We start from the raw sequence: 23,342 nt of genomic DNA on the forward strand, positions 1-23,342 counted from the left end.
CCTCCGGGGCGCCTGGTATTAAAGGGCGAAATATGGCCTCTAACGAGGATTCGTCATGCTCGAATCACTCTGACGGGCCGGAGTTCGTTGGAGTGATCGTTGCACCCGTCGGTAGCACTGTGGAATACGCGCGGAATACGCCTGGTCACTTGAGCTCGACGTCACCGCCGGTTCGAAACCCCGGGTCCCCGCCCTGCCCGCGATGGAGTGTGACGGCCCCGAAGAGGGCGCGGACATCGTCGGATACTGATCCTCGGCAGGCGGCACCCGGCTCTCTGCGACCGCCGGCCGTCTGATGGCGGTCGCCCACGGCGAGTGTCGCCGAGAGCCTGGCCGCCCTTCACCCGAGCCGGGAGTCCAGCGTTCTCACGCCGTTCTCGTGCGAGATCCCGCGGAACAGTTCACGGGCCTCCTCCCAGACGGCTCTGGCCGTGCGGTGGTCGCCGGCGGCGGCGTGGGCGTCGCCGAGGGCGCGGAGCGTCCGCGCCAGGTAGGGGATCGAGCCGCGGGTTCGCCACACCCGGACCGAGCGTTCGAGGGTGGCGACGGCGGCGGGCAGGTCTCCTTCGGCCAGGTTCAACTGCCCGAGCACGCTGAGCGCGTCGGCGAGATAATGGCCGAAGTTGCCGTCCTCGCTGTGGGCCAGCGTCAGTTCGGCGGTCGCCCTGGCCCGCTCGTCCCCGACCGCGGCGAACAGCTTCGAGAGGTAGAGCAGCGAGAACGTCTCCAGATAGCGGTAGTTCAACCGCCGTGCCATTCCCAAGGAGCTCTCCAGCAGTTCCCGGCCGCCCGTGATGTCACCGCAGAACGATTTCGCCGCACCGAGGAACTGGGTGATCGTCGTGGTGTAGTGAGCGTTGCCGAGCGCCTCGGCGACCTTCGTCGCCTGCTCCAGGACCTTGAGCGCCCCTTGAGGGTCGTCCTCGCCGTGGATGATCGCCATCACGTGATAGGCCCGCGCCTGGCCGCCGAGGTAGTTCGCGTCGGCGGCCGTCCGCAGAGCGCGCTCCGCCAGGGCGAGCGCTTGTGCACCACCGTTCCCGTCGGCCGTCATGCTCCAGGCCAGGGTCGCCAGGGCGTCGGCCGTTCCGACCGGATCGTCCAGCATGGTGAACAGGTCGAGGAGCTGCGAAGCACCGGTCCGCATCCGTGTCATCGCCGGTCCGGGGCCCGCCGGTGAGCTCCAGGTGGTGACCTCCAGGAGGCCGCGCATCAGCACGGCCTCGCCGCGCTTGTCGCCGGCCTCCCGGCAGAGCGCGAGCGCCTGCTCGTGCATGCGCTGCCAGCCGTCATACAAGCCACGCACGTTGAGGTACGTCTCGGTGGACCCCGCGAGATCCCATGCGAGTTGGGTCAGGCGAGCCTCGCAGGCTTGGGCGACCCCCGCCATCAGCGCGGCGTGCTCCGCGCCGAACCAGGCCATCGGATCGGCCAGCAGCGGGCCGGCAACCGCCGCAGGCAGCCGCCAGCGCGGCGCACGGCTGTGCATGAGTGCGTGGCAGGGGCCCGGGACGCGCTCCGCCGCGACCTCCGCCAGCGCCAGCCACGCTCCCAGGGCCCGCTCGAGCGCGGCCCGGCGCTCGGGTTCGGGGTCCTCGCGTTGCGCCCGCTCACGCGCGTACAACCGGATCAGGTCGTGGAACCGATACCTGAGCCCGCCCGTCTCGTCCGTCCCGGTGAGGTTCAGCAGATGAGCGTCGATCAGGGTTTCGATCTCGTGTTCCGCCTGCCGTACCGGCACGTCCAGGAGGGCCGCCACCGCCCAGGGGGCGAAATCGGGCGCGTCGAGCAGTCCGGCCAGCCGGAAGGCCCGCTGCGCACCCGGGGGAAGCGTCCGGTAGCTCATCTCGAATCCCGCGCGGATGTCGAGGTCGCCCGCCACGAGTTCGTCCAGCCGGTGCCGTTCCTCCCCGAGGACGCCGGCGAGGTGGGAGAGACTCCACTGCCTTCTGCCGAGGAGCCTGGCCGCCGAGATGCGGACGGCCAGCGGGACCCGGCCGCACAGCCGGATGATCTCCAGAGCCGCGTCCGGGTCGTCCTGGACGCGTTCGTCGCCGATGATCCTTCTCAGCAGGTCCATGGCCTGGGCCGACGGCAGGACGTCGAGTTCCAGCAGGCTCGTGCCCTCGAGACCGACCAGCCGGACACGTCCGGTGAGGAGCACGGCCGTGCCGGGGGCCCCGGGCAGGAGCGGCCGCACCTGCTCCTCTCCGGCGACGTTGTCGAGCAGGACGAGAATTCTGCGTCCGGCCAGGCAGCTCCGGTAGAACGCCACGCGTTCCTCCAGCGATTCGGGTATGCCGGTGGCGCTGATGCCCAGTGCGAACAGGAACCGGCTGAGCACGTCCTCCGGGCGGGCAGGGTCGGCGGAGGCGCCGCGCAGGTCCGCGTAGAGCTGGCCGTCGGGAAAGCGGCCCGCGATCCGGTGCGCGACGTGCACGGCGAGCGTGGTCTTGCCCAGGCCCCCCAGGCCCGCGATGCTGGCCATGGCGACGGTGCCCGGCCGCGGCTTGGTGAGGACCTCGGTGAGGTCTGTCACCTCGCCGTCCCTGCCCGTGAAATCCGCGATGTCCGGCGGCAACTCGGCGGGGGCCGGAGTGGGGGCCGCTTGAGGTTCGGGCATCGGGGCCGTGGCACGGACGGGACGGTCGGCGGACAGGGTACGCGTGTCCCCGCCCGGCTCGATGCCCGGTTCGTCCGACAGGCCCGCGGCAGTGTCACGGTAGGCCGGCCTGTACGGGCCCGGCCCCGCAGGGGAGCCCGTGATCGTCGTCATGAGGCGAGGAACGAGGTCGAGTGAGGGGTCCTGGGTGAGGATTCTCCGATGCATGTCGTGCAGCTCTTCGGCCGGGTCCAGACCGGTCTCCTCGATCAGGGTCTTGCGGGCACGCGTGTATTCGGCGAGCGCGTCCGCCCGCCGGCCACAGCGGTACAGCGCCAGCATCAGCTGCGCGCGCAGCCGCTCCCGCAGTGGGTACTCGTTGGTGAGCGCGGTCAGCTCGCCCAGCAGCCCGGCGTGGCGTCCCAGCCTCAGGTCCAGGGTGATCCGCGACTGCAGGACCGACAGGCGGACCTCGTCCAGCCGCGCGGCCTCCGCGGCCAGCACCGGGACATCGGTCATGCCGACGAACGCGGGCCCGCGCCAGAGACTCAGCGCCTCGTGCAGGTGGTGGGTCGCCTCCTCCGGCTCACCGGCGGCCTCCACCTCCTGCCCTGAGCCGGCGAGGTTCTCGAACCTCGCCGCATCCAGCTCGTCCCGGACCACCAGCACCAGATAGCCGGAGCCGTGCCGCACGACGCGAGCCGGGTCCCCCAGGTGCCGCCGGAGCCGGTGGACGTAGGTCTGCATGTTCTTGATGGCGCTCTTCGGAGGGGTGTTCCCCCACAGCGCCACAGCCAGTTGATCCTCCGAAACGGGATTACCCGCTTGGCACAGCAGAACCGCCAGCAGCACCCGCGCCTTGGGTGTGCCGAGATCGAGCTGCTCACCCTCTCGCCACACCGTCAGCGGACCTAATATCCCGAATTTCATCGCACCCCCTTGACTGGACGCACTGTAAACCTGGACGGCCTGGTTCGGTGATCCACTGGGTGACGAAACGATTGCGAACTCTTCCCGCCCGGGTCGAACTCCAGGACATGGCCGGCTGGCCGCCGAACCGTATCGCGGCCCCGTTCCACCAGGTCCGCCACGTTAGGCGGCCCGAGCAGAGCGGGAGGTGCACCGGGGGGATGCGGCTCTCGATACGGCCGGCTCCCGTCGGAGATACCACGCTGGTGATCGTCCTGACCGCAGAGCCCGGCCTCACAACCCGGCCGATCCTGACCACTTTCCTTGATCCGACCGCCGTGCCGGACACCAGTGCTTCCACCGACCACTGCCTCGCGGTCCTGCCACATGACCACGGGTCTCATGGCGCCGCCCGTTCTTTCGTAATCCTGTGAGCGGTGGTGATGCGATGCCGAGCCACCTCGGCCCGGAAGGGTTCGCCGTGTCGTCGGACATCCGGTCCAGCATGGCGGAGTCTGCTCGACGAGAAAATGACCACCCTGCAGAGAACTGTGGGTGGATGGTGATCTCACGACTGGGATAGGTCACGAAATCGTGACATTAGCCCGTAGAAGATATGGAGGTGTGGACCACGTACTGAAGGGTCGATCAAGATGATTGGTCGATGATTGGGGTGGGGATGGCCTTGAAAAGACTGGTAATTGCTGGAATCGCCGCCTGCGCGATGCTGCTTGTGGCGTCCTGCACAGCAGGAGAGAAGTCGCCGGGGTCCGATATCGAGGCAATGGACTGTGTGCACTTCAGTCGTGTCGTATTGATGGGTTTTTCTGTTGCGAACCCTGACTACCGTATGGAATACAAATTGACGCCTGCTGATGAGTGCAGGCGCGACTCGCCACCTGATAACAAGCCGCCGTCGTTCAGTGGTTCCCTGATGGTGAAGGTGGGTCCTCGAGTTGTGAGCGGTTGGCCTTCCGATTTTCCTGGAATGGATATCGAGTTTCGACAGGAACCATCGGGAGAAATCCGCACACCGCACCCCGGATCGTGGTACTTGACGGAACTTCTCAATTTCTTCGGCGGTGGGGACCCGGGCACCGAAAATCGTCAGACGATCGACCTTGTCAAGGGTTTGCGCCCACTGAAGCATATCGTTCATGCCCTGGTTGAGTTACGGGAGCCGCTGAGCGAGGAAGAGGCCAGAAAAGTGCACGACATTGGAATTGGTGAGGTTGTCATTCTCTCGCCAGGGAAAGGAGGCAAACCTATTGGCTGGTCGTTTCCCTACCCGGGTGTGATCGGTGGGTTCGACACATATGCAGGGCAAAAAAGCGTGTCGAGGGTTCGTGAATTTCAACGCTGGGTGTCTCTGCTTCGGCCGGAGGACGAACCTGTACTGGATGAGCTTGGGCTCGACCTGGCGGAGCTTCGCGACTATGCCGGCAAAGGTCGTGTGTACGGGTTCACCATTATGAACTATCCGGGAGTGATCAAGTCGTTGACAAAGAATCCAAAGGTTCATTCGGTGCGCATTATTGACGTTGCGCCGGAGGTGGGCTGAGCCGTTCACGGGCTGCCTTCGACGCGAGGTGTATCAGGAGGTGAGGGCAGCTTTCCAAGAAAAGTCCGTCGGCCGCCATGGATGCCGGAGGGATCGCCCTGCTTGTAAATTCGCTGCGTTCCTGGCCTGACGGAAAGTGATCTACGTTTCTCCGGGAACCGCACGGACGGCAGATCTGAGAAGATTCATCGTCGCATCCCGGCTGTCCACTGTGGTGGAAACCTGAAGGTGGTCAGTCATGCGGCTAAGCCTAGATCACTCCCCGGATCCGGCACAGAAGAGTGAAGACGCTTTCGGACGGCTGGAACGCATCCTTATAAGATCACTCCATTTCACGATGAGTACGTTCTTTGGCGATCTCGCGGGCAGTCACGACGCGTTGCCCAGCCACCTCGGCCCGGAAGGGTTCGCCGTGTCGGTGGCCGCTGCCGGCGCAGCGCCACTCGGAGAAGGTGAGCGTGCTCTCTTCGGCAGGGGCGAGCAGGCCGAGGATCATCTAGTCGGCACGAGTGCGGCGCGGTCCGCCGAGCGCGAAGCAGAACGTGAATGGTGTTGCGATCCCCGCCGGGAATTTCCGACGCCGCCTCTGTCTCGCCGTCGACGAGGGGGCGCGCTGTGGAGGTGAAGCCGGACACCACCTTCGGGGTCGCGTGACGACGGTCGGTGGATTCCCATCCGTCAGGCCTACCGATAGCGGGCGGACTGGGCATCCTCCCTCAGACGCCGCGCCACGCGCCCAGCGGCCTTGTCGAGTTCCGCCTCGATCTGCTCCGAGCTTGCGGCTGACACCATGGGTGCCAGGTACGGCAGTGCCAGCACGCGTTGCATGCGCAGGTACGTCGGCGGATGGGTCGTGTCGGCCCCTGTCTTCTCGACGCGGGCGAACTCGCGGTGTCGTTCGAGCTCGGTTTCGGCAACGGCGTTCACATGGGACCGGAGAGCCGTCCACAGGTTCCCGGTTCCGACGGCCACCGCGCTGGATGCGAGGAAGCCGCCGACCGGCTGCGTCCGGGTGATCAAGACGTCCAGAAGCGAGGCAGCGGCCGCGGAGCCGGCGACCTGGGCCTGCATCTCGTCGGCACGGTATTCGGCGTGTTGAGAAAAGCGGTTCAGCAGGAGTTCCATTAGGAAGATCAAGACGCGGACGGGAACGCCCAGGATCGCGAGGAGGCACTGGGTGATGAGAGCGGACACGCCGTCACCGGGTTGCCACCCGAAGCCGGTGACGATGCGAAATTCGTGGAGCGAGTACAGGGCACTGCCGACGACGAGACCGTGTCTGGCGTCGCCGTTCCTGGAATGGGCCATTTCGTGGGCCAGGAGGGCGACACGTTCCTGCGGGGTGAGGATCAGCCAGAGCGGGTAACCGATCTCCACCAGACGGCTGCGTCGCCAGCCGTAGGTACGGAACGAGGCGTTGACCGCACCGCTGATGGCGATCAGGTCCGCTCGGGGAGCCCGCAACTCCTCGCCGATGCGGTCGACGAGGGCGTACAGGTGGGGAGCATCCGAGCGGGTGAGGGGTATGGCCGTGGCGGGGAAGGGGGCGGGGCGGGGACGCAGCAGCCAGGCGAGGTCCAGGGCCACGAGGCCGAACAGGATGCCGACCATCGTCAGGCGGGTGACCAGGTACACGCCGGTGACCAGGAAGACCGGTGCCAGAAGGTGGACGACCGAGGCAAGGATGTAGCCGCCGGTCCGGGACACGCGACCGGCCGCTCGGCGCGACTGGACGGGAACTGACGGAAAGGGCGGGAGGGGCCGCGGAGGTTCCCGGAACGCGCTCGGTGTTTCGTCCGGTAGGTCGGTGGACACGACGAACAAAATGTCAGAACCCGAGAATGGCGGCAAGACGCCGAAGGTGGCCGGTCATGCGGCCAGGCCTGGATCGCCTTTCCGAATCCGGTGCGGAAGGGTGAACGCGACTTCCGGATCACTGGAATGCGTCCCTGCGAAGTCGTGAGGGAGCGTCGTCCGCGTCCGTGGACTGGGCAGGTCCCTTTGCCGCCCGGCCGGTCTGCTGGAGGGGGGCGTGTCTGGCATATGCTCGTGGCGCGGTTGGTTCTCCCGGCGTTGTGTTGGTGTCGGGAGTCGTAAGAGGGAACCCGGTGTGATTCCGGGACTGCGCCGCGAGCCGTGCGCGATAGGTCAAGTCCGCCGCCAGTTGGGCGTGCAGCCGTGGCCAACCGGCGGCCAGCACCGCTCGGTGGAACGCCGTGAAAGCGTGTCTCAACATTCGCCGACCGCGGTCGGGATGGTGCAGCGTGTCGACGACCACCGGAACGCTCTCCAGTACGCTGGCGAACGCGGCCATGTCCTGCTGCACCGGCACGGATGGGTCGTCGAGCGCCGCGTGGAGTTCATCCTCGAACGACATCGAGCCGGCAGCGGGCTGCGGCGTCAGGAAGTCCGGCATGTGCCGGGTGTGCGCCGAGCACAGTGTCACCACCGGCCGGGCCACCGCGGGCAACACCGCACGACCGGCCTGACGCCACGCGGCCAGGCCGGGCGGCGGTTTCGGCAGTCCGAGGCCACGCGCCGCCTTCAGCGTTTGACCTCGATCATTCCGGCCGCGCCTGGATGCCGCCCGATCCCACGCCTGCCCGATCCCACGCCTGCCTGATTCCCGCCACAATCCGCGGTGACCCACACCCATGGACGATTACATCCCGCGATCGTCCAGCACCGGAACATGCAGGACGTGAATGCCTGCTTTTCAGGTTCAGTACGGCGACCCCGCTTCACAGGATCGCGCCCCGACGAAAGGAGCCATGTCGGTGCGCCGGAGAAGCAGAGGTTTTCCCATTCGGCGGCTGTTCTTCTGCCATGAATGGGCTCTGGGGATTGTGTGTGGTTTACTGCTCACCTCATGCATCGCCATTCTGCGGCGTCGGGAGCCGGAGCCGGGGGTTGCGGGTAGATGAGTGGTCTTTGGAATCGGGTCGCGGTGACGCGTGTGGGTGCGGCCGTGTTGCTGGCGATCGCGTTGGGGGTGGCGTGGACCTCCCGCGATGAGGAGGTGCCGGAGCGGCCGGCGCAGCTCCCGGCCTTGCCGCACCTTGCTCCGATCGGTGAGGTCTGGCCTGAAGCAGTCAGCGTGGTACCCGCCGAACGAAAGGACGGCACGTGGCTATGGCCGGTTGGCGCACTTGACAGTGACCATCTGCTCTTGAGGACGCATGAGCACCGTACGGAATTCATCAGTTTCAACACACGGACCAAGAAGCAGCGCGTCATAGCGCGGGCTCCCAAATGGGCAGCGTGCGGTGGGTGTTTCGAGGTCCAGAAAATGGCTCTCGGAACGTCCCACGTGGCGTTCTTCGTCAAGGGGTACGCGCCAGGCGCTTCTCCCGGCGGGCAACGTCACTACGAGCTGTGGACCATGTCGCGAACAGGTGGACCCATGCGTATGGCGGTGCGGTTGCCGTCAAACGTTCAGGCCGAGGACGCCTATGTGCACGGCTTCCAGATCACGGGTGGGCACGCTGTCTGGTGGAGCTATGACGGCGACGTCTGGCGGGTGCCGCTGAGCGGCGGCGAACCTGAGCAGGTGCTTCCGGGGAGGCGTCTTCGAGTGAGCTCCTGGCCATGGGCGTATGACGAGTACGAGCGGACCGTGGTCAATCTCGACACAGGCCAGGAGACCGAGGTGACCGAAATCGATGATCTCCAACACCGCCTGGCCTGCGGGCCCGCATGGTGTGTGGGCGAGGACTGGCAGGAGTTGTGGAAGGTCACGCGGGCGACGGTGCTGCGTGTGGACGGTTCCGATCGCACCACGTTGCCGGGGGACGCACTCCTGATGAGACCGTTGATTCGTGATCGACTCGCCCTTCTCGGTGTCCCGACGATCACCGGCGTGTCGGCCGTCGACGAAGATGACTTCATTCCGCGGACCTGGGGAGCCGGGGGCCTCGGACATGTGACCCAGGTTCACGATCGCTGCACGCGCCAGACCGCGTTGCTCGGGTCCTACGCGTTGACCAGGGCCGAGGGGCCATGGAGTGAGATCAAGATCGGTGCGTGGACGCAGGACGGGCCACTCGTCTTCTGGCGAACGACTCAGGACCGGCTGGTGGTCGCTGACCTGGCCCGCGTGGGTGCTTCCAACTGCCCGGCTTAGTTTCCGGTGGGGGGAGGAATGGGCCAGGAGCCCGCACAGTGGCTCCTGGCGAGTATGGCGACGCCGTCCTTTCGAAAGAGGTGTGGCGGGAGCTGTCGGGGGCGGGGCTGGACGCGGTGCCGTCCAACACCTTCTCCCTGTATGACCACGTGCTGGACACGATCGCGCTGGTCGGTGCGGTGCCCGAGCGGGTTTCCGGCAGGGGCGCGGCTGCGTCAGTTCGACCGCGACCTTCCCGTGCCTACTTCTTCGGCACGTACAGCCGGATGTTGTCGATGCGGGCCTGGCCCTCACCGACGTTCGTGTACGGCTCACCGATGACGAAGTAGTCGGGGTAGGCCGAGCCGGCCGGCCACTGGTTGTCCCACGTCTTGGAGCCAAATTCGCCCCGCGCGGTGTGCGACGTGTTGAACTGGCCGTCGTACTCCTCGGCGTCCACGTTGTAGTGGAAGATCGGGACGTTCGCCCCGACCACGCCGGCGTCGTCGTCGATGAAGCCCCGGGTGAACCGGTAGGTCTGTTTGCCGACGTTCTTGAAGTTGCCGCTGACCTCGAGCGTGTAACCCGCCTCGGTGCGCTCGATGGCGAACGTGTAGTCCTGCTTGGGCATCAGCTCGGGCTGCAGTTCCACGGCCGACTTCTGCACGCCGGAAACCGGCCGACGGTCGCAGCTCGTCACGAACGTCTGCGACTGACCGAGCGAACCCGTGAAGTAGAGCATGTTCACCGTGGTGCGGTTGCTCTCGTCCCAGGGGTACTTCTCACCGGTCCGCGAGTTGCAGACGTCGTAGCCGTCCGTGTTCCGGGACGGGGCCGGGCTGAACTGGTCCATGAGCACCTTGCGGTGCCAGTGGTACATCGCCAGGTTCCGGGGCATCGCCGGGAAGTCCAGGATCGACATGAAGTGGAACGCGTTGTACGCCTCGTTGCTGTCCTCCCGCACGGAGCGTGTGGCGCAGGGGTCGGCCGGTTCGATGTCGTTCGGGTCGCCGACCCAGGGGTAGAACGTCTTGCACTCCCCGAGGGCGTACCCGTTGTACTTGCCGTCGTAGAACAGCGAGCCGTCACGCAAGCCGCCGAAGTCGAGCGTCTTGAGGTCGTACTCGATGCGGTAGTACTTCGGCAGCGGCTCGGTGTTGCGGATGATCGCGCCACCTGTGTGGTTGGGCACGGTGATCTTGGCGACGGAGCCCGCGTTCTTCAGCGACTCCGTCACGATCGACGGACGTTCGGCAGTGTCGGTGTAGCTGTCGTCGACCCGCCCGCCGCTCTCGCGCGCGGAGAGGGACGCCGTGAGCCAGCCGTCCCGGCCGAACTCGGTCTCCTGCCGGTAGGTCCGCATGGTCGCCATCGCCGCGTCGAACTCGGGACCGAGCTGAAGGCGGTAGAGGTCGCCGTTGTCGTCGTTGAAGTCGTCGACCGGCTCGCTGTAGTCGTCGAGCACCCACGGGCTGGCCTCAGTGCGGATCGGCTTCCCGAACTGCTCGACATACTTGAGCTTCCAGCGCGGGGGGACGGGTTCCGGCTCGGGCGAGGCGGCCGCGCACGGCGGGGTCACGCCGTCGTCGTTCTGGATGATCGTCAACTTCACGCTGTGCAAGGTCACCCCGGCCGTGCCCGCCTCGACGCGGAAGTCGGCGCCGCCGTTCTCGCGGTTGGCGAACCGGGCGTCCATCAGCTCGAAGCCCGCCGTCTTCCACGTGTTCGACCCGGTGCGGTTCACCGAACCCGTCGAGCCGTACGCGCTGCTGGTCGAGTCGTACTGGACGCGGAATGTGGCCCCGCCCTCGTCGAAGTACTCGACCTGCAGGCACGCGACGAACGCGCCATCGAAGGCGATCGCGTCGTCGACCTGGAAATACATGTGTTCCGCCGGTGCCGAGGTCTGCACGGTCGCGCGTGCGCTCAGCCCGCCAACCGTCACGGGTGCGGTCGTGCCGTCACCCTGCTCGATCTGGCGGAGACCGTTCTCCTCGTTGACCTCGCCCAAGATGATCGAGGCGCTGGGCCCGTCCGCGGCGGCCGACGTCGCGGCGAGGACCAGAGATGCCCCCAGGGTGACCACGCTCAGGGCCGCCACGGCCGAGCGACGTCTGCGATTGCGAGTTGTTGCTCTCATTGCGCTTCCTTCTCCGTTGAGCAAGGCGTCCGTTCGTGCCGCTCTGGGCCTCGGGGCCGCGCGTGAGGCGCGGCCCCCGTCACGGGTGCCGATGTGCGCTGGTTCGGTTCACTCGTCGGTCACGCTCGCGCGCAGTAACTCCTTCCCGCCACCATCGGTGAGCACGAGCGTCGCGGTCGCACCGGACTCGACAGGTGCCGAGAGTTCGTGCGAGACGTACGCGTCACCCGTGAGTCGCACTCGTCAGCGTGCTTCCGGTCGAGTCGTCGACCAGGGCGGCCGTCACGTCCTGGCCGATGAGGGTTGTGAACACGTTGGCCGTGACCGGCACACCTTCGTCGTCGTGGGCGAACCCGACGTGCGCGGCGCCGTCGGCGGTGGCGTTGGTGACGTCGGCGAGCCCAAGCGCCGGCGCCAAGGACTCCGTCCACGAGCCCGTCTGGTGCGGCTGGTGGACCGCCGGGGAGAAGAACCTGTCGGACGTACCCGCCCAGAGCTCGATGTATGGCCGTTCGGACGACCCGCGCCGGAATATGTTCGTGTCGAAGGAGCCGTTCTGTCCCCACTCCCAGAACTTCATGCCGGGCGTGATGGTGTTGTCCCCGACGCGGACGACGCCTTCACGGTTCTCCTGGTTCACCACGCCCCAGAAGTTGTTCTGCGGGGTGATGGCCAGATCCTGACCGTAGGCGGTGCCGTCGCTACGCCACTCGCTCATCTTCTTGATCTTGTCGAGCACGAGATACCGGTCGGTCGGCGTCTGCGGGTGAGCCGGCTGCTCGACGTCGGCCATCCAGCGGTAGGCCGAGTCGTACCGGAAGGTGTCGACGTTCGTGACGATGTCCATCGTCGGCGAACCCCAGGTCGACTCCTCGCCCGGTGCAAGCGTGGTGCAGGTCCAGTACTCGTAGCTTTTCGCCGTGTCCGTCGGGTTGTGCAGCGCCACGGACATGTCCACAGACGGGCTGTCCTTGAACACCGTGTAAGGGACCTCGGCTTCGATCTGCGTGGCCCCGTACGCGAATCGGCTGGGCCGGTCGGGGTGGTCGATCGTGTCCTTCTTGGTCATCGTGATGTCGACGAGCCGGTACCGGTCGCCGCCGTCCTTCTCCAGGACGCCGAGCTCAAGCAGGGATGCGGCGTAGCGGTGGGCCGTGCTGACCGCGACATGGGGCGCGGCTGCCAGATCGTACAGGCTCGCACCCGCTGTGCCGGCGGACGCCACCGTCTCCAGCAGCTCGAACGCCTTGGTCGTACTCGACGACTTCCTCGTCGTCGGCATTCCTGTCGTCACCATTCGAATAACTCGAATCCTCTTCGATTTGGTATCTGATCACAGCCTTGATAAATGCGAGACACCTTGTCAAGGGTTTCGATTCGTGGACTTTCCTGGCTGATCGACGGATTCCTCACCGGGCATTCGAGCATGTCGAATCGACGGTTCATCTCGGCACCGGCGTGGGCCGTCGACGGTCGCGGCCACGGTGATGGGCACTGCGGCAACTGGTTACGCCGCTTGTCGCAAGGGGAGACAGACTCCCGCCGCACGTCGAGCGCGAGCCTGGTCACCGGCAGGCGGCGTTCGAAGGACGTCAGGCGCACGCTTGCTCGTGCCAACCCTGAGGTCCACTCGGTGGACTTGGCCGCCGGCTGCGTTGTCAATGGCCAGTTGCCAAGTGAATCAGAACAACTTGAAGAGGGCCTTGCATTAATTATGAAAGGCTTCCGGATCGCTTTAGAGCGGGATTTCCCCGATCTCGTCCGCGTGGCAATAATGCTCCTCCGCAACCTCTATCGGCAGAACCCTTCGGAGGTAGCGGAGACATGGCGCAAGGCGACCTCGACTGAACCGCCGGAGTGGATGACGCAGTGATCATCTTGGCACAGAGGGTGGGCCCGTCCATCAAGCAAGCAAAAGCCTTCAGCCAGCCCTAAGCCACGCCGCACGCCCGATCCCTAATTGCGAGGAGGATTGGCAATGGCGTTCCAGGGTGATGTACCCCGGCTTTCGTGGAGTCGGTGGTCTGCCCCGGGTCCGGTGGAGTCGCGTTTCTGGATTGTCATGCCACGATGGTCGTGTTTTCGAACTCTGTCGGGGTCAGCATGGCGAGGCTGCTGTGACGCCGTCTGCGGTGGTGTCAGATCTCCAGGTACTCGAAGATGGCGTTGGCGAGCTCGATCCGGGTGTTTCAATGCTGACGGTCGAGGAGTTCGACCTGCATTCGGGACCAGAACGCCTCGATCATGGTCACCAACGCGGCGGTGGGAGATGGGTCGATGGACCAGCCGACCACGCGGCGCGAGGAGGCATCCAGCACCACGGCGCGGTACACCTTGCCTTCGCGGGTGGGGTGCCCGGTGATATCGGTGACCCATAGCTGATTCGGCGCGCTTTGGGAGAACTGGCGGTCGACCAGGTCGGTGGCGATCTGGTCGGGTGTGGACCGGCGCCACCTGGGCCGGCCGGTGACCCCGGCCGGTCCGGCCCGGCGCATCAGGAGTTTCATTGCGCCGTGGCTGACCGGCACGCCGTGGCCCAGCCGCAGCCGCTGACCCCTCAACGCAGCGAGTTCGCCTGGCACGTCCTCTCGCCACGCCAGCCGGAATCCTTGCCCGACCCAATCCAAGGGCCGAGCCGGATCAACGGTGTTCCAGGTGATCGAAATCTCATCGAGCTTATGATGAACGATCTCAACCTGCTCCCCCTCGAAATCCAGCGGGATCAGGCCGTCGGAGAACCCCTCATCCTCATCGAGATCCCAGACCAGCAGGGTCTCGCCGATCGGGCCGGACGACGCCGTCGCGATCAACAACACCCTCAACGTGATCCGCAATGTCGTTCACCTCGACGACAGGACTTCCACGCCCGCACAGGTGTTGGTCGCGAGCAAGCCCGCGCGACGCCACACGCGATGAGTGATGCCATCAGGGCGATGAAGGAGCAGCGCCAGGCCGAAGGCAAGAAGTGATAGGCCGCCAGGCCAGAAGCCGCTTCACACGTTCTCTTGATCTTGCTTGCCTTCGTTCGGCCTCGGCCCCCAGTCACCAAGAGAGGCCATCTCACCCGAGGGGCCTTATCGCGTTGTCGTCAGCAGGGGAGGGATTGCTCGGTCCAGATGCATTTGCCGTCTTGGAGGTAGCGGGCGCCCCAGCGCCGGGAGAGGGCGGCCACCAGCTGCAGGCCCCGGCCGCCTTCGTCGGTGTAGGAGGCGTGGCGGATGCGCGGGGTGCTGAGACTGCCGTCGTAGATCTCGCAGATCAGGGAGCGGCTGCGCAGCAGGCGCAGACATATGGGGCCCTTTGCGTGCCGGATCACGTTGCCGACGAGCTCGCTGACCAGAAGTTCGGTGGTGATCGTCAGATCGTCCAGTCCCCAGATGGCCAGTTGTTCGCGGACATATTTGCGGGCCTGTCCGGCTGCTCTGGGATCGTCGGGGAGGTTGCAGGTGGCGACATCGTCGGCGGCGGTACCGCGGGTATGGACGATGAACAGGGCGGCGTCATCGTCGGTCTGTTCACGGGCGGGCAGCAGCGCCGAGACGACCGTGTCGCAGAGATCCTCCAGGGGCCCGACGTCGTCGCCCTGGCGTCCTGACCAGAGGTGGGGAATGCGGGGCACGGCCTGGGCCACGATTCGGCGGAGCTGGGCCAGGCCCTTGTCGACGTCGCGGGTGGCGGATTCGACCAGGCCGTCGGTGCAGAGCACCAGCAGGCTCTCCTCAGGCAGGTGCAATTCGTGGATCTCGAAGGGCGGTTCCGCGGCGCCCAGCGGCGGGTCGGCGGCCAGGTGGGGGCACAACACGGTGCCGTCGGGGTGGACGATGACCGGTGGGGGATGGCCGGCCAGGCAGAACGTACAGGTCCGGGTGGTGGGATCGAAGACGGCGTACAGGCAGGTGGCGTAAAAGTCGTCACCGAGGTCGCTGACCAGATCGTTGAGGTGGCCGAGCAGTTCGTCGGGGGGCAGGTCGAGATCGGCGAGGGTGCGTACAGCGGTGCGCAGGCGACCCATGGTGGCCGCTTCGGTGATGCCGTGTCCCATGACGTCGCCGATCACCATGGCGACCCGGTCGCCGGACAGCGGGATCAGGTCGTACCAGTCGCCGCCCACCTCCTCGCCCCGGCCCGCGGGCAGGTAGCGCGCGGCGGCGCAGGCGACGGGGAGCCGGGGAAGCTCCCGGGGAAGCAAACCGCGCTGCAGTTCCTGTGCGCGGGCGTGTTCCACGTCGTACAGCCGGGCCCGTTCCAGCGCCTGACCGACCAGACCGCTCAACGCCGTCAGCAGGGTGCGCTCCTCGTCGCTGAAGACACGCTCCCGGGTGAACGACACCACACATGAGCCGATGGACCGCCCAGAGGCGATCATGGGCAGGAACGCCCAGGCGTTCTTCGGTGACGCCTTCCCCACACTCTCCATCGTTGGATAGCGCCGGCAATACTCCGTTTCCGATCCGATGAACCGGGGAGTACCGGTCCCTAACACATCGGTCACCGGGAGGGTTTCGGTGAGCGGGAGCCGGTCGACAAGACTGAGGAAATCCTGTGGGTACCCGGCGGCGCCGACCACATCCAGCCGGCCGCCTTCGATGAGCCAGACCACGAGCCCGTCGGCACGGAACGGAGGCAGGACATGGTCCGCGACGGCCTGCACGACGTCCCGGGTGGTGACGGCCTCGGCGAGCGCCACGGTCAGCTCGCCCATCCGGACCGTCCGCTCGGACCCGGCCGCCGAAGTAACGCCTGGCTCCGTGCCGGGCAAGCCTTCCAGGCGCGCAGCGGCCCATGCCGCTACCGCACCGAGAAAGGATCGCTGCTCGTCATCCGGCTCGGCGGACCCTGCCGTGAGCACGGACAACACCCCGACCGGCCCATCGGCACCCGGGAGGGGCAATGCCGCCGTGCCGGTTGCCCCGATCCCCAAGCTGTCCCCGCCCACCCAGACGTAGCCACCACGCCGCACGGCGCGTGTGGGCGCCACGTCCTGCACGGTACGAAGATCCGCCCACGCCTCGGCGGCCTCCGGGAGAAGCCCGCTGGCCGCCGCCAGACGCAGGCAACCGGTAGCGGAATCGCACCTGTGCACGAGGGCGCCCAGGCCGCCCAGTCCCGTCGTCGCCTGCTGGAGAGCCAGCGTCAGAGTCTGCGCGCTCCACTGCCCTTCGTCCGAGGTCCCCGTAACGCCGAGCTGCTCCGCCTGCGGCTGCTCGGCGTGGCCCTCGGACCTAACATTCCGGGCCGCCACCTCACCTCCTGGCATAAGCGCGACAATGTGAAAAGTCACCACTTATGTACATCCACACTAGCTTTCACCGCCATACGCGGCACTTCTGGGGTCCGCGAAACTCCGCCGCTTCGTGTGCGCCCCTTGGCAACACGACCCGGTGAAGCTGGCCGCGCTCATCGCCACCCAGAGGACCGAGCATGCCCATCGCGAGGGCGCGGGCGCACGAGCAAGATCCTAAAAGTAAAGATGATCAATCATGGCCTCTACGGTTCCAGGAGATTGGCGAGGTAGAGCGAGCAGCCGACACCCTGCACGCGATCAGGGAGCAAGACACCAACGCGCGTCCGGTCGGCCGGCTACTCCGAAATGTAAGTCGAGGAGTAGAACGCCGTGAGCACCTCATGACAAGACCAGGCCACGAGTTGATCGCCGTGCCATTACTGAGGCTGAAGCTCGGGAGTTAGATCATCAGTGGTGATTTATGGCCGTTGGATGACCTCACGTTCGGTATGCCGGAGTTATGAGATATCCCGAAGGCGGTGAATTGACCGGCAAAGACCGAGCGCGACGTGAGGCGGTGCGACTGCAGGCGGCGGAGATGTTCGCGCAGGGAACGTCGCAGGCCGAGGTGGCGCGGTTGCTGCGGGTCTCGCCGATGTCGGCCAGCCGCTGGTATCGCACCTGGCAGGCCGGGGGAACCGCGGCGCTGGCCTCCAAAGGACCCGAGCTCATCACCGGCTTCTTCAACGAGACCGGCCTATCCTTCTCTCTCGGGGGCGACGCGTCAATGATGAGCTTGTCGTTTCGCTTCGCAAGCGCATTGCGCGGTTACGTCGAATCGACGACTATCTAGGTGGTGCCGAAACCTATCCTCCCTATGCTGCTGAACTTGAGAGAACGAGCACACTCGTCAGCGAGGCCAGTTATACGGAGAAGACGGGAAGAGCGCTGCTAAGCGTGGTCAGCGAGCAAGCGCAGCAGGCGGGATGGGCTGCCTTCGACGCGGGATGGGCCAAGAGGGCGAGGCGGCTTTTCAAGAAAAGCTTGTCGGCCGCCACCGATGCCGGAGACACCGCCCTTCTTGCCAATTCGCCGGCGTTCCTGGCCTATCAGAAAGTAAGTTATGGCTCTCCGGGGATTCAGGAAGCGGATGCTTCGTGCCGGGTGGCGGAGCGAGGGACTCCCCCTGAGGTCAGGGCACTCCTGCTGGAGCGAGCGGCGTGGGCGTACGCGTTTGAAGGGCAGAGATGCCAGGTTGAGGTCGAAAGAGCTCTTGAAGAAGCCGGTAGGGCGCTTGAGGAGAGCAGTGGTGAGCCGAATCCAGGTGGGCACTCTGGGTTGACCGGCTCGAACTTCAGATCATGACAGGACGGTGCTGGGTCGCGCTGAATCAACCCGTTAAGGCCATCGCCGTTCTTGAGGATGCCCTCTCGAAATACGAGGACACCCACGCCCGGGACAAGTCCCTCTATACGACTTGGCTTTCGGAAGCGTATCTAGACGCCGGGGAGATCGAACGCGCATCCGCCGCCTTGAGTCAGTCGCTGAGCCTCTCCGTGGATGTCGCGTCGATTCGTCCACGCCAGCGCGTCAGTGCCGTTCTTGAGCGACTTGAGGATCACAGGTCGCTGTCATCCGTTGCCGAACTCTTCGACCGCATGGCTACGCCGTCGTCTTGCTCAGCCATTCCGAATACGGGGCCGACCCACCGTCAATCGATGTGAAGGTCACTTCAGGGTTGTTCCACGGATGCTCGGATATCAAATGTGCCTCCAAGTCCGGGTAGCGCTCCACAGTCGTCCTCAGGAAGATCTGCCACTCTTCCCCTTCGCCTATTTCTCCCTCATGCCAGAAAACAGACTGCGCAGGCCCGAAGACTTGGCCCGATGCTGCTAATTTCGCACGAACGGCAGATCTGAGAAGATTCATCGCCGCATCACGGCTGTCCACTGTGGTCGAAACCTGAAGGTAGCCAGTCATGTGGCCAAGCCTGGATCACTTCCCCGGATCCGGCACAGAAGAGTGAAGACGGCTTCCGGACGACTGGAACGCATCCTTATGAGATCACTCCATTTCAGGATGAGCAGGTTCTTTGGCGATCTTGCGAGCGGTGGCGATGCGTTGCCGGGCCAGTTCCGCCCAGAAGGGTTCGCCGTGTCGGTGGCCGCTTCCGGCGTAGCGCCACTCGGACAGGGTGAGGGTGATCTCTTCGGCAGGGTCGGGCAGGCCGAGGATCATCCGGGCTTGCGCGGCCCGGTAGTCGGCACGGGTGCGGCGTAGCTCGCCGAGGGTGGTGGAGTAGTAGCGGCTCTTGGTGGAGAAGTGGCCCCGGTAGCCCAGCATGTGCGACCAGTGCCGCAGCGGGAGTAGCCGGTATTGAGGCAGGCGGTTCAGGGCGAGGCAGGTCAGGATCATGCGTCGGGCGTGTTCGGTCACGTCCGGTCGGGCGATGTCTCGAACGTCACGGATGCGTCGGTCCACCGTTCCCGCCGACTCGGCGCCCTTGGTCGCGTACTTGGCCACGTAGGAGGCCACCCGCTGGTCACTCACGCCGTCCAGGTCGGTGGAGAGGTAGACCGGTCGCACGTCGAGCTGATCACCTCAGCGCAGCAGGACCGGCGGAGGAGCGTCCGGCGACTGCTTCGAGGCCGGGACGACCTGTACGGCGGCCTGCCGGATCGCGGTGTCCAGCAGCGGGACGGTTGCCCAGCCTGGGGGAGGGGAGTCGGGACCGTCCGGGCCGTCGAGGCGGATCACCGCGTGGAAGTGGACCAGACCGCGCGCTTGGTACTCGGCGACCTTGGCATACGACAGGCGAAGCACTTCGCGCGGGTGAGCACGAGGTACGCAGAGCTGCCAAGCCATGACAGCCGGGAGTGCTTGGGCCTCGGCCAAGGGCAAGCGCATGGCCGAGGCGACATGTCATGAGCTTTGAGGGGGTCCGGAGTCGTTCAAGGTACCCAGGAGATTGCCCGTGCGTTTGTCCTGCTGTTCGACCCAGCCTTTTCCTTCCGCGGCGATTCCCTCCAAAACATGGAGGGTATGGGCGAGTCCTGCTGCGTCCAATGTCACCTCGGCCACCTCTCCGGGATTTTCTCCCAGCTGAAGCTCCTCCATCCCTTGGCTCACCGGGACAGTGATCTCATCGCTGTTGACAAGCGTGAGCTGGAAGGTGCGGTCGCCGTTGTCTGCCTCGCTCACTCGTACGGAGGCGACCGCTTCGAAGCGATAGTTGAGCCGCTGGCGGTTATGGAACGTGCCATTCAAGGAGTCGAGTGTGACATTGAGCTGACGTACTCCTTCCTGGGTGATGAGGAAGACCAGAAGCTTGTATCTCTTGTAGCGCCATGGCCCGTTGCGTACCCGCGCGCGTGCGCTCGACGGAGCGGGCGCTTCGATGAAGGCGTAGGCGATGACGCCGCTCATGGTCAACCGATAGTGGCGCAGAGCCTCTTCTAGGAGCACTTTCCGGTCGCAGTCCAGCCAGGCGGCCATCTCCTTGTCGGAGGGCTTGTTGGCCAGCTTCGCGCGCCATCGAGCCAGAGCCATCTTGTCGGCCTCCCAGGTTCGGAGGTTTTCAATTCTGTCGGCGGCGTACCGGCGGCGCTCCAGGACGATGTGCAGCCCCGTGCGGACGCCGATCCACCCAGCGATCAGTAGGACGAGCATCATGCCGATCGTCCGCAGAGGGTCGATCAGCGCTGCACCGCTCGTGGCCAAACCTCCCCCACCTGTGAGGGTGGCAAGTCCGAGGATCGCCAGCGTCTTTGTTCGCCGAGGCGTCGCGAGTTCCTCGCGGTAATTCCACAGTGTGCCTTTCCTGTGGCGGGTGCTGACGTCGCTCGCTCGGTGCCGGATAAGCCAGGCGACCTTCTCGACTCCGCCCGGGATCCCTGCGTAAACCTCAGCGATCTCCTCACAGAGGCTCCCGCGGATCCCCTTGGTCTGTGCCAGCCAGGCGTCTCGGTCCACGCCGGACGGAAGGTATATGGCGAAGTAGTGGTCTATCCGGTGCTTCGCCCTCTTCGCAAAGCCGCCAGGCGGTGTACCGGTCGCGAACCCTAAATACTCCCTGTTCTTGGCGTGGCAGCGTACGACACGAAAGCGCCAGTCCACAGCGTTCCGTACGCCGACGAAGGCGCCGGTGACAGCCAGCAGGTAGGCGAGCATCGAGGGAACGCTGCCGCTCCTCAGGACCAGATAGCCGAGATGGGCTGTCGTCACGAGAAGCACAGCCGTCGTCGTTACGGTTTGGACCCAGGTCCCCAGAGGGATGCCGGATGGCCGCGGCTCTCGAGGCAAGGGGACGGCTGGCACGGGATGGAAGAATTTCCAGATTCGATCTTCCCGGTCGCTGGCCATCTGGTCCGTTTTGGCTTTCGACAGCGCCCGGTGCCACAGATGGTCCTCGATCGGGCCGTCGAGGTACAGCTCCAAGTGCTCCAGGATCAGGCCGCGTTGCGGTTCGCGTAGCGCGTCGAGCTCTTTGACCACAACGCGGATGTCCGCCTCGGCCTTACCGGCCGACTCCAGGAGACGGTCGATGATCCGTACGCCGTCCCGCCACGCGTCCTCGCCCGAGAGCCGAAGGATGGCGCTCCTGTCTCTTAGCTGGACGGTCTCGTCTTTGTTCAACTCGTGCCGGGTCCGGCCGCTCACCATGGCGAGGAGCCAGTAGAAGCAGACCTCGTTGGTGGTGTAGTCGGTCATTGCCTCGCGGATGAGCTGCCGGGCCTGTTTCGGCATGCGCCCCTGCAGGAAGGAGACACCCGTCCGGAATTTGGTCTCCGGTGAGTCCTGTGGTGTCGTCATGTAAACGACATCGCCGTGCACCGTCCCGGCCTGCACTCCGACTTGAGCGGAACCCGCGGCCACGTTGCCGCCGTGGTGCCCGGGTTCTGTCATGACAGGGCCTGGGCAAGGGCGATGATGACTGTCAGCTCCGCCGCCAGCTCGGCCACATCACCGACGAGTCCGCGTAGTTTCTTGAGCGCCAGCGTCAGCATGTTCTTCCGGTCCGGCGTCTCCGTGTTCAGCGCTTGGTCGGCCACGGCGAGTTCCGCTTCCGCCGCCTTGTAGGTCACCTCGTCCAAACGTTCCGCCGCCCGTGCCTGCTGGAGCCGGGTGCGGAAGGAGAGCAGCGCTTCGGGCAGGTCCGTCGGTCTGGACGGTTCGGGAGAGATCCTTATGCCGCCGTGTACGGTACCTGCCTGCACTCCCACGCGAGCGTTCCCCTTCGCGATGTTCCTGGTCGTGTCGGGCATGGTGGAGCTCCTTCTCGTGGGCTCTTCGGTGGACAGTTCTTCGGCGAGAGCTGCGGCGAACGCGGCCGCGTTGGCGACTGCCCGCTGCTGCCACCGTTCGCGATCCGTGGTCTCCTTGGTGCCGTCGGCTCGGTCGCTGATGCCCCGGATCACGACCACCGGCAGCGCTCGGTTCAGCTGCCCGGCCTGCGCCACGCCTGCGCCTTCCATCTCGATCGCCCGCGCGTCGTTGTAGTTGTCGCGAATCCAGCGGGCGTGTGAGGAGAGCCGGGAGTTCAGGACCACTTCTCCTGCGGCGATCGGCCCGAAGTGCACATCCGGGCGGGAATCGAGATCCTTGCCCCAGGCACCGCTGCGGCACAGGTGCTGGGCGATCTGCTCGGCGGCGTGCGAGGTCTCCCAGACGCGGGGACGGCTCCTGAAGCGGTCATCCTCGCTGGTCCCACCGTGGAAGGCGTAAATGTGCGTGGCCACCACCACATCTCCGAGAGCGATGTCCGGATGCAGCGCGCCGGCCACACCCACGAACAGGAGAGCGGCCGGTTGGAATTCGGCGATGGCGCGTTCGGTGAGCACCGCCGCGGAGTGATTGCCCTTGCCGACGTGGGCGAGGGCCACCCGGGATCGCCCGTCCGCCAGTCGGCCCACCTCAAAGCGGGTGCCTTGCGGGTGTCGGTGCAGGCGCGGGTTGATCAGCTTCTCTCGGATCGCCTGGTATTCCAGGTCTAGTGCGGTGAGGATCACGACGAGGCTCACTGCGTTGGTTCCTTTCCGTTTGGCGAGTCGGTGGGCCGGATCATCGGGGGGTTCAGAACATCGCGAGGGCCGGCTTTGAACAGCCGAGCCGGTCGTCCGGTCGCGGCCTTCCGTGCCGAACCGGCAGAGACGATGAAGCCCTCGGTCTTCTGGACCTTGCGGTAGAAGTTGCGGGGGTCGAGTGGCATCCCCCATACCGCCTCGTACACGTCCTGGAGATCGGTGATCGTGAAGGTCGGCCTGCAGAAGGCTGTGGCGAGTGCGGAATGCTCAAGCTTGACGCGGGCGCGCTCGACGCCGTCCGCGACGATGTGCCGGTGGTCGAAAGCGAGCTTCAACGCTCCGGAAAGCACCCGGTCGGTGGATTGCCAGCCTGCGCGGGCGGCGTCGGTCCCGGCGATCGGCTCGGGCAGCCGAGGGGCGATGGCCAGATAGGCAACGCTCACCACCCGGCCGCGAGGGTCACGGCCAGGGTCGTCATAGACGCCGAGTTGCTCAAGGCGGAGTGTCTCGACATCCAGGTCGGCCTCCTCCGCCAGCTCCCGGTGAGCCGCCTCGATGAGGCTCTCTCCCGAATGCTGAAGGAAGCCGCCTGGCAGAGCTTGGGCACTCTTGCACGGCTCGATGCCACGCTCGACGAGGAGCACGTGCAGGCGCGATTCGCGCAAGGTAAGGATCACCAGGTCAACGGCGAGCAGGACGGCTGGTGGCTCCCATCGGTCATCGCTCATGGAGGCGACATTAGATTTCTGTCACTTTGACAGAAAGTAGCGCAATGGTTAGT

Annotated in this window: 17 protein-coding genes and 1 pseudogene; 6 read left to right on the plus strand and 12 right to left on the minus strand. The window is 65.7% G+C overall.

Features of this window, described 5'->3' with window-relative positions; genetic code table 11:
- Positions 1 to 340: 340 nt before the first annotated feature.
- Positions 341 to 3,532, minus strand: a complete 3,192-nt coding sequence (locus ACTOQ3_RS24850; RefSeq protein WP_440085742.1) for an AfsR/SARP family transcriptional regulator — start codon at positions 3,530 to 3,532, stop codon at positions 341 to 343.
- Between the two features lie 643 nt (positions 3,533 to 4,175).
- Between ACTOQ3_RS24850 and ACTOQ3_RS24855 the strand changes: the two genes are divergently transcribed.
- Positions 4,176 to 5,072 (plus strand): hypothetical protein, encoded by an 897-nt coding sequence (locus ACTOQ3_RS24855; RefSeq protein ID WP_440085743.1) that lies wholly within the window; start codon positions 4,176 to 4,178, stop codon positions 5,070 to 5,072.
- Between the two features lie 322 nt (positions 5,073 to 5,394).
- Here ACTOQ3_RS24855 and ACTOQ3_RS24860 read toward each other — a convergent pair whose 3' ends face one another.
- Together ACTOQ3_RS24860 and ACTOQ3_RS24865 are read right to left on the minus strand one after the other, a co-directional pair.
- Positions 5,395 to 5,568 carry a hypothetical protein gene (locus tag ACTOQ3_RS24860; RefSeq protein WP_440085744.1) on the minus strand — a complete coding sequence of 58 codons (174 nt, stop codon included), beginning with the start codon at positions 5,566 to 5,568 and terminating at the stop codon, positions 5,395 to 5,397.
- Between the two features lie 188 nt (positions 5,569 to 5,756).
- Positions 5,757 to 6,707, minus strand: a complete 951-nt coding sequence (locus tag ACTOQ3_RS24865) for a M48 family metallopeptidase (RefSeq protein WP_440085745.1) — start codon at positions 6,705 to 6,707, stop codon at positions 5,757 to 5,759.
- Between the two features lie 475 nt (positions 6,708 to 7,182).
- Here ACTOQ3_RS24865 and ACTOQ3_RS24870 point away from each other — a divergent pair, with 475 nt between their 5' ends.
- The 3 genes from ACTOQ3_RS24870 to ACTOQ3_RS24880 all read left to right on the plus strand — a co-directional run bounded on the left by ACTOQ3_RS24870 (position 7,183) and on the right by ACTOQ3_RS24880 (position 9,524).
- Positions 7,183 to 7,695 carry a hypothetical protein gene (locus ACTOQ3_RS24870; RefSeq protein WP_440085746.1) on the plus strand — a complete coding sequence of 171 codons (513 nt, stop codon included), beginning with the start codon at positions 7,183 to 7,185 and terminating at the stop codon, positions 7,693 to 7,695.
- A gap of 345 nt (positions 7,696 to 8,040) precedes the next feature.
- Complete coding sequence (locus ACTOQ3_RS24875) at positions 8,041 to 9,195, plus strand: hypothetical protein (RefSeq protein WP_440085747.1); 1,155 nt, start codon at positions 8,041 to 8,043, stop codon at positions 9,193 to 9,195.
- 80 nt (positions 9,196 to 9,275) lie between these two features.
- The gene (locus ACTOQ3_RS24880; RefSeq protein WP_440085842.1) at positions 9,276 to 9,524 is read left to right on the plus strand and encodes a hypothetical protein; all 249 of its coding nucleotides are present in this window, start codon (positions 9,276 to 9,278) and stop codon (positions 9,522 to 9,524) included.
- On the opposite strand, the gene ACTOQ3_RS24885 is transcribed toward ACTOQ3_RS24880, so the two are convergent.
- Positions 9,437 to 11,314: a hypothetical protein gene (locus ACTOQ3_RS24885; protein WP_440085749.1), complete on the minus strand. Its 1,878-nt coding sequence runs from the start codon at positions 11,312 to 11,314 to the stop codon at positions 9,437 to 9,439. The two genes, ACTOQ3_RS24880 and ACTOQ3_RS24885, sit on opposite strands and share 88 nt — an antisense overlap.
- Positions 11,315 to 11,537: 223 nt before the next feature.
- The gene (locus ACTOQ3_RS24890; RefSeq protein ID WP_440085750.1) at positions 11,538 to 12,596 is read right to left on the minus strand and encodes a helix-turn-helix domain-containing protein; all 1,059 of its coding nucleotides are present in this window, start codon (positions 12,594 to 12,596) and stop codon (positions 11,538 to 11,540) included.
- 66 nt (positions 12,597 to 12,662) lie between these two features.
- Here ACTOQ3_RS24890 and ACTOQ3_RS24895 point away from each other — a divergent pair, with 66 nt between their 5' ends.
- Positions 12,663 to 13,187 (plus strand): hypothetical protein, encoded by a 525-nt coding sequence (locus ACTOQ3_RS24895; RefSeq protein WP_440085751.1) that lies wholly within the window; start codon positions 12,663 to 12,665, stop codon positions 13,185 to 13,187.
- Between the two features lie 316 nt (positions 13,188 to 13,503).
- Here ACTOQ3_RS24895 and ACTOQ3_RS24900 read toward each other — a convergent pair whose 3' ends face one another.
- Both ACTOQ3_RS24900 and ACTOQ3_RS24905 read right to left on the minus strand, forming a co-directional pair.
- Entirely contained in the window at positions 13,504 to 14,148 is a 645-nt protein-coding gene (locus ACTOQ3_RS24900) for a DDE-type integrase/transposase/recombinase (protein ID WP_440085752.1), read from the minus strand.
- Positions 14,149 to 14,402: 254 nt separating this feature from the next.
- The gene (locus ACTOQ3_RS24905) at positions 14,403 to 16,556 is read right to left on the minus strand and encodes an ATP-binding SpoIIE family protein phosphatase (protein WP_440085753.1); all 2,154 of its coding nucleotides are present in this window, start codon (positions 16,554 to 16,556) and stop codon (positions 14,403 to 14,405) included.
- 502 nt (positions 16,557 to 17,058) lie between these two features.
- Between ACTOQ3_RS24905 and ACTOQ3_RS24910 the strand changes: the two genes are divergently transcribed.
- A complete protein-coding gene (locus ACTOQ3_RS24910; protein WP_440085754.1) occupies positions 17,059 to 17,391 on the plus strand; it encodes a helix-turn-helix domain-containing protein in 333 nt (110 codons plus the stop codon).
- An 809-nt stretch (positions 17,392 to 18,200) separates the two neighbouring features.
- Here ACTOQ3_RS24910 and cutA read toward each other — a convergent pair.
- From cutA to ACTOQ3_RS24935, 5 genes and pseudogenes are all read right to left on the minus strand, one after another.
- Entirely contained in the window at positions 18,201 to 18,518 is a 318-nt protein-coding gene (gene cutA / locus ACTOQ3_RS24915; RefSeq protein WP_440085755.1) for a divalent-cation tolerance protein CutA, read from the minus strand.
- An 84-nt stretch (positions 18,519 to 18,602) separates the two neighbouring features.
- Positions 18,603 to 19,445, minus strand: a pseudogene (locus ACTOQ3_RS24920) (replication initiator).
- Positions 19,446 to 19,460: 15 nt separating this feature from the next.
- A complete protein-coding gene (locus ACTOQ3_RS24925) occupies positions 19,461 to 21,371 on the minus strand; it encodes a hypothetical protein (protein WP_440085756.1) in 1,911 nt (636 codons plus the stop codon).
- Between the two features lie 68 nt (positions 21,372 to 21,439).
- Positions 21,440 to 22,558: a 5'-methylthioadenosine/S-adenosylhomocysteine nucleosidase family protein gene (locus ACTOQ3_RS24930; RefSeq protein WP_440085757.1), complete on the minus strand. Its 1,119-nt coding sequence runs from the start codon at positions 22,556 to 22,558 to the stop codon at positions 21,440 to 21,442.
- Complete coding sequence (locus ACTOQ3_RS24935) at positions 22,555 to 23,289, minus strand: NUDIX hydrolase (RefSeq protein ID WP_440085758.1); 735 nt, start codon at positions 23,287 to 23,289, stop codon at positions 22,555 to 22,557. Before ACTOQ3_RS24935 ends, ACTOQ3_RS24930 begins: the two co-directional genes overlap by 4 nt.
- Between the last annotated feature and the right edge of the window lie 53 nt (positions 23,290 to 23,342).

Origin of the sequence: Streptosporangium sp. LJ11, assembly GCF_051918945.1 — a bacterium.
GTDB lineage: Bacteria > Actinomycetota > Actinomycetes > Streptosporangiales > Streptosporangiaceae > Streptosporangium.

Bases quoted from the DNA above. Each gene is read 5' to 3' on its own strand.
- ACTOQ3_RS24860 (WP_440085744.1), bottom strand. From the start codon at position 5,568: ATGATCCTCGGCCTGCTCGCCCCTGCCGAAGAGAGCACGCTCACCTTC.
- ACTOQ3_RS24885 (WP_440085749.1), bottom strand. From the start codon at position 11,314: ATGAGAGCAACAACTCGCAATCGCAGACGTCGCTCGGCCGTGGCGGCC.
- ACTOQ3_RS24895 (WP_440085751.1), top strand. From the start codon at position 12,663: ATGCGAGACACCTTGTCAAGGGTTTCGATTCGTGGACTTTCCTGGCTG.
- ACTOQ3_RS24935 (WP_440085758.1), bottom strand. From the start codon at position 23,289: ATGAGCGATGACCGATGGGAGCCACCAGCCGTCCTGCTCGCCGTTGAC.
- cutA (WP_440085755.1), bottom strand. From the start codon at position 18,518: ATGACTGGCTACCTTCAGGTTTCGACCACAGTGGACAGCCGTGATGCG.
- ACTOQ3_RS24890 (WP_440085750.1), bottom strand. From the start codon at position 12,596: ATGCCGACGACGAGGAAGTCGTCGAGTACGACCAAGGCGTTCGAGCTG.
- ACTOQ3_RS24910 (WP_440085754.1), top strand. From the start codon at position 17,059: ATGAGATATCCCGAAGGCGGTGAATTGACCGGCAAAGACCGAGCGCGA.
- ACTOQ3_RS24855 (WP_440085743.1), top strand. From the start codon at position 4,176: ATGATTGGGGTGGGGATGGCCTTGAAAAGACTGGTAATTGCTGGAATC.
- ACTOQ3_RS24850 (WP_440085742.1), bottom strand. From the start codon at position 3,532: ATGAAATTCGGGATATTAGGTCCGCTGACGGTGTGGCGAGAGGGTGAG.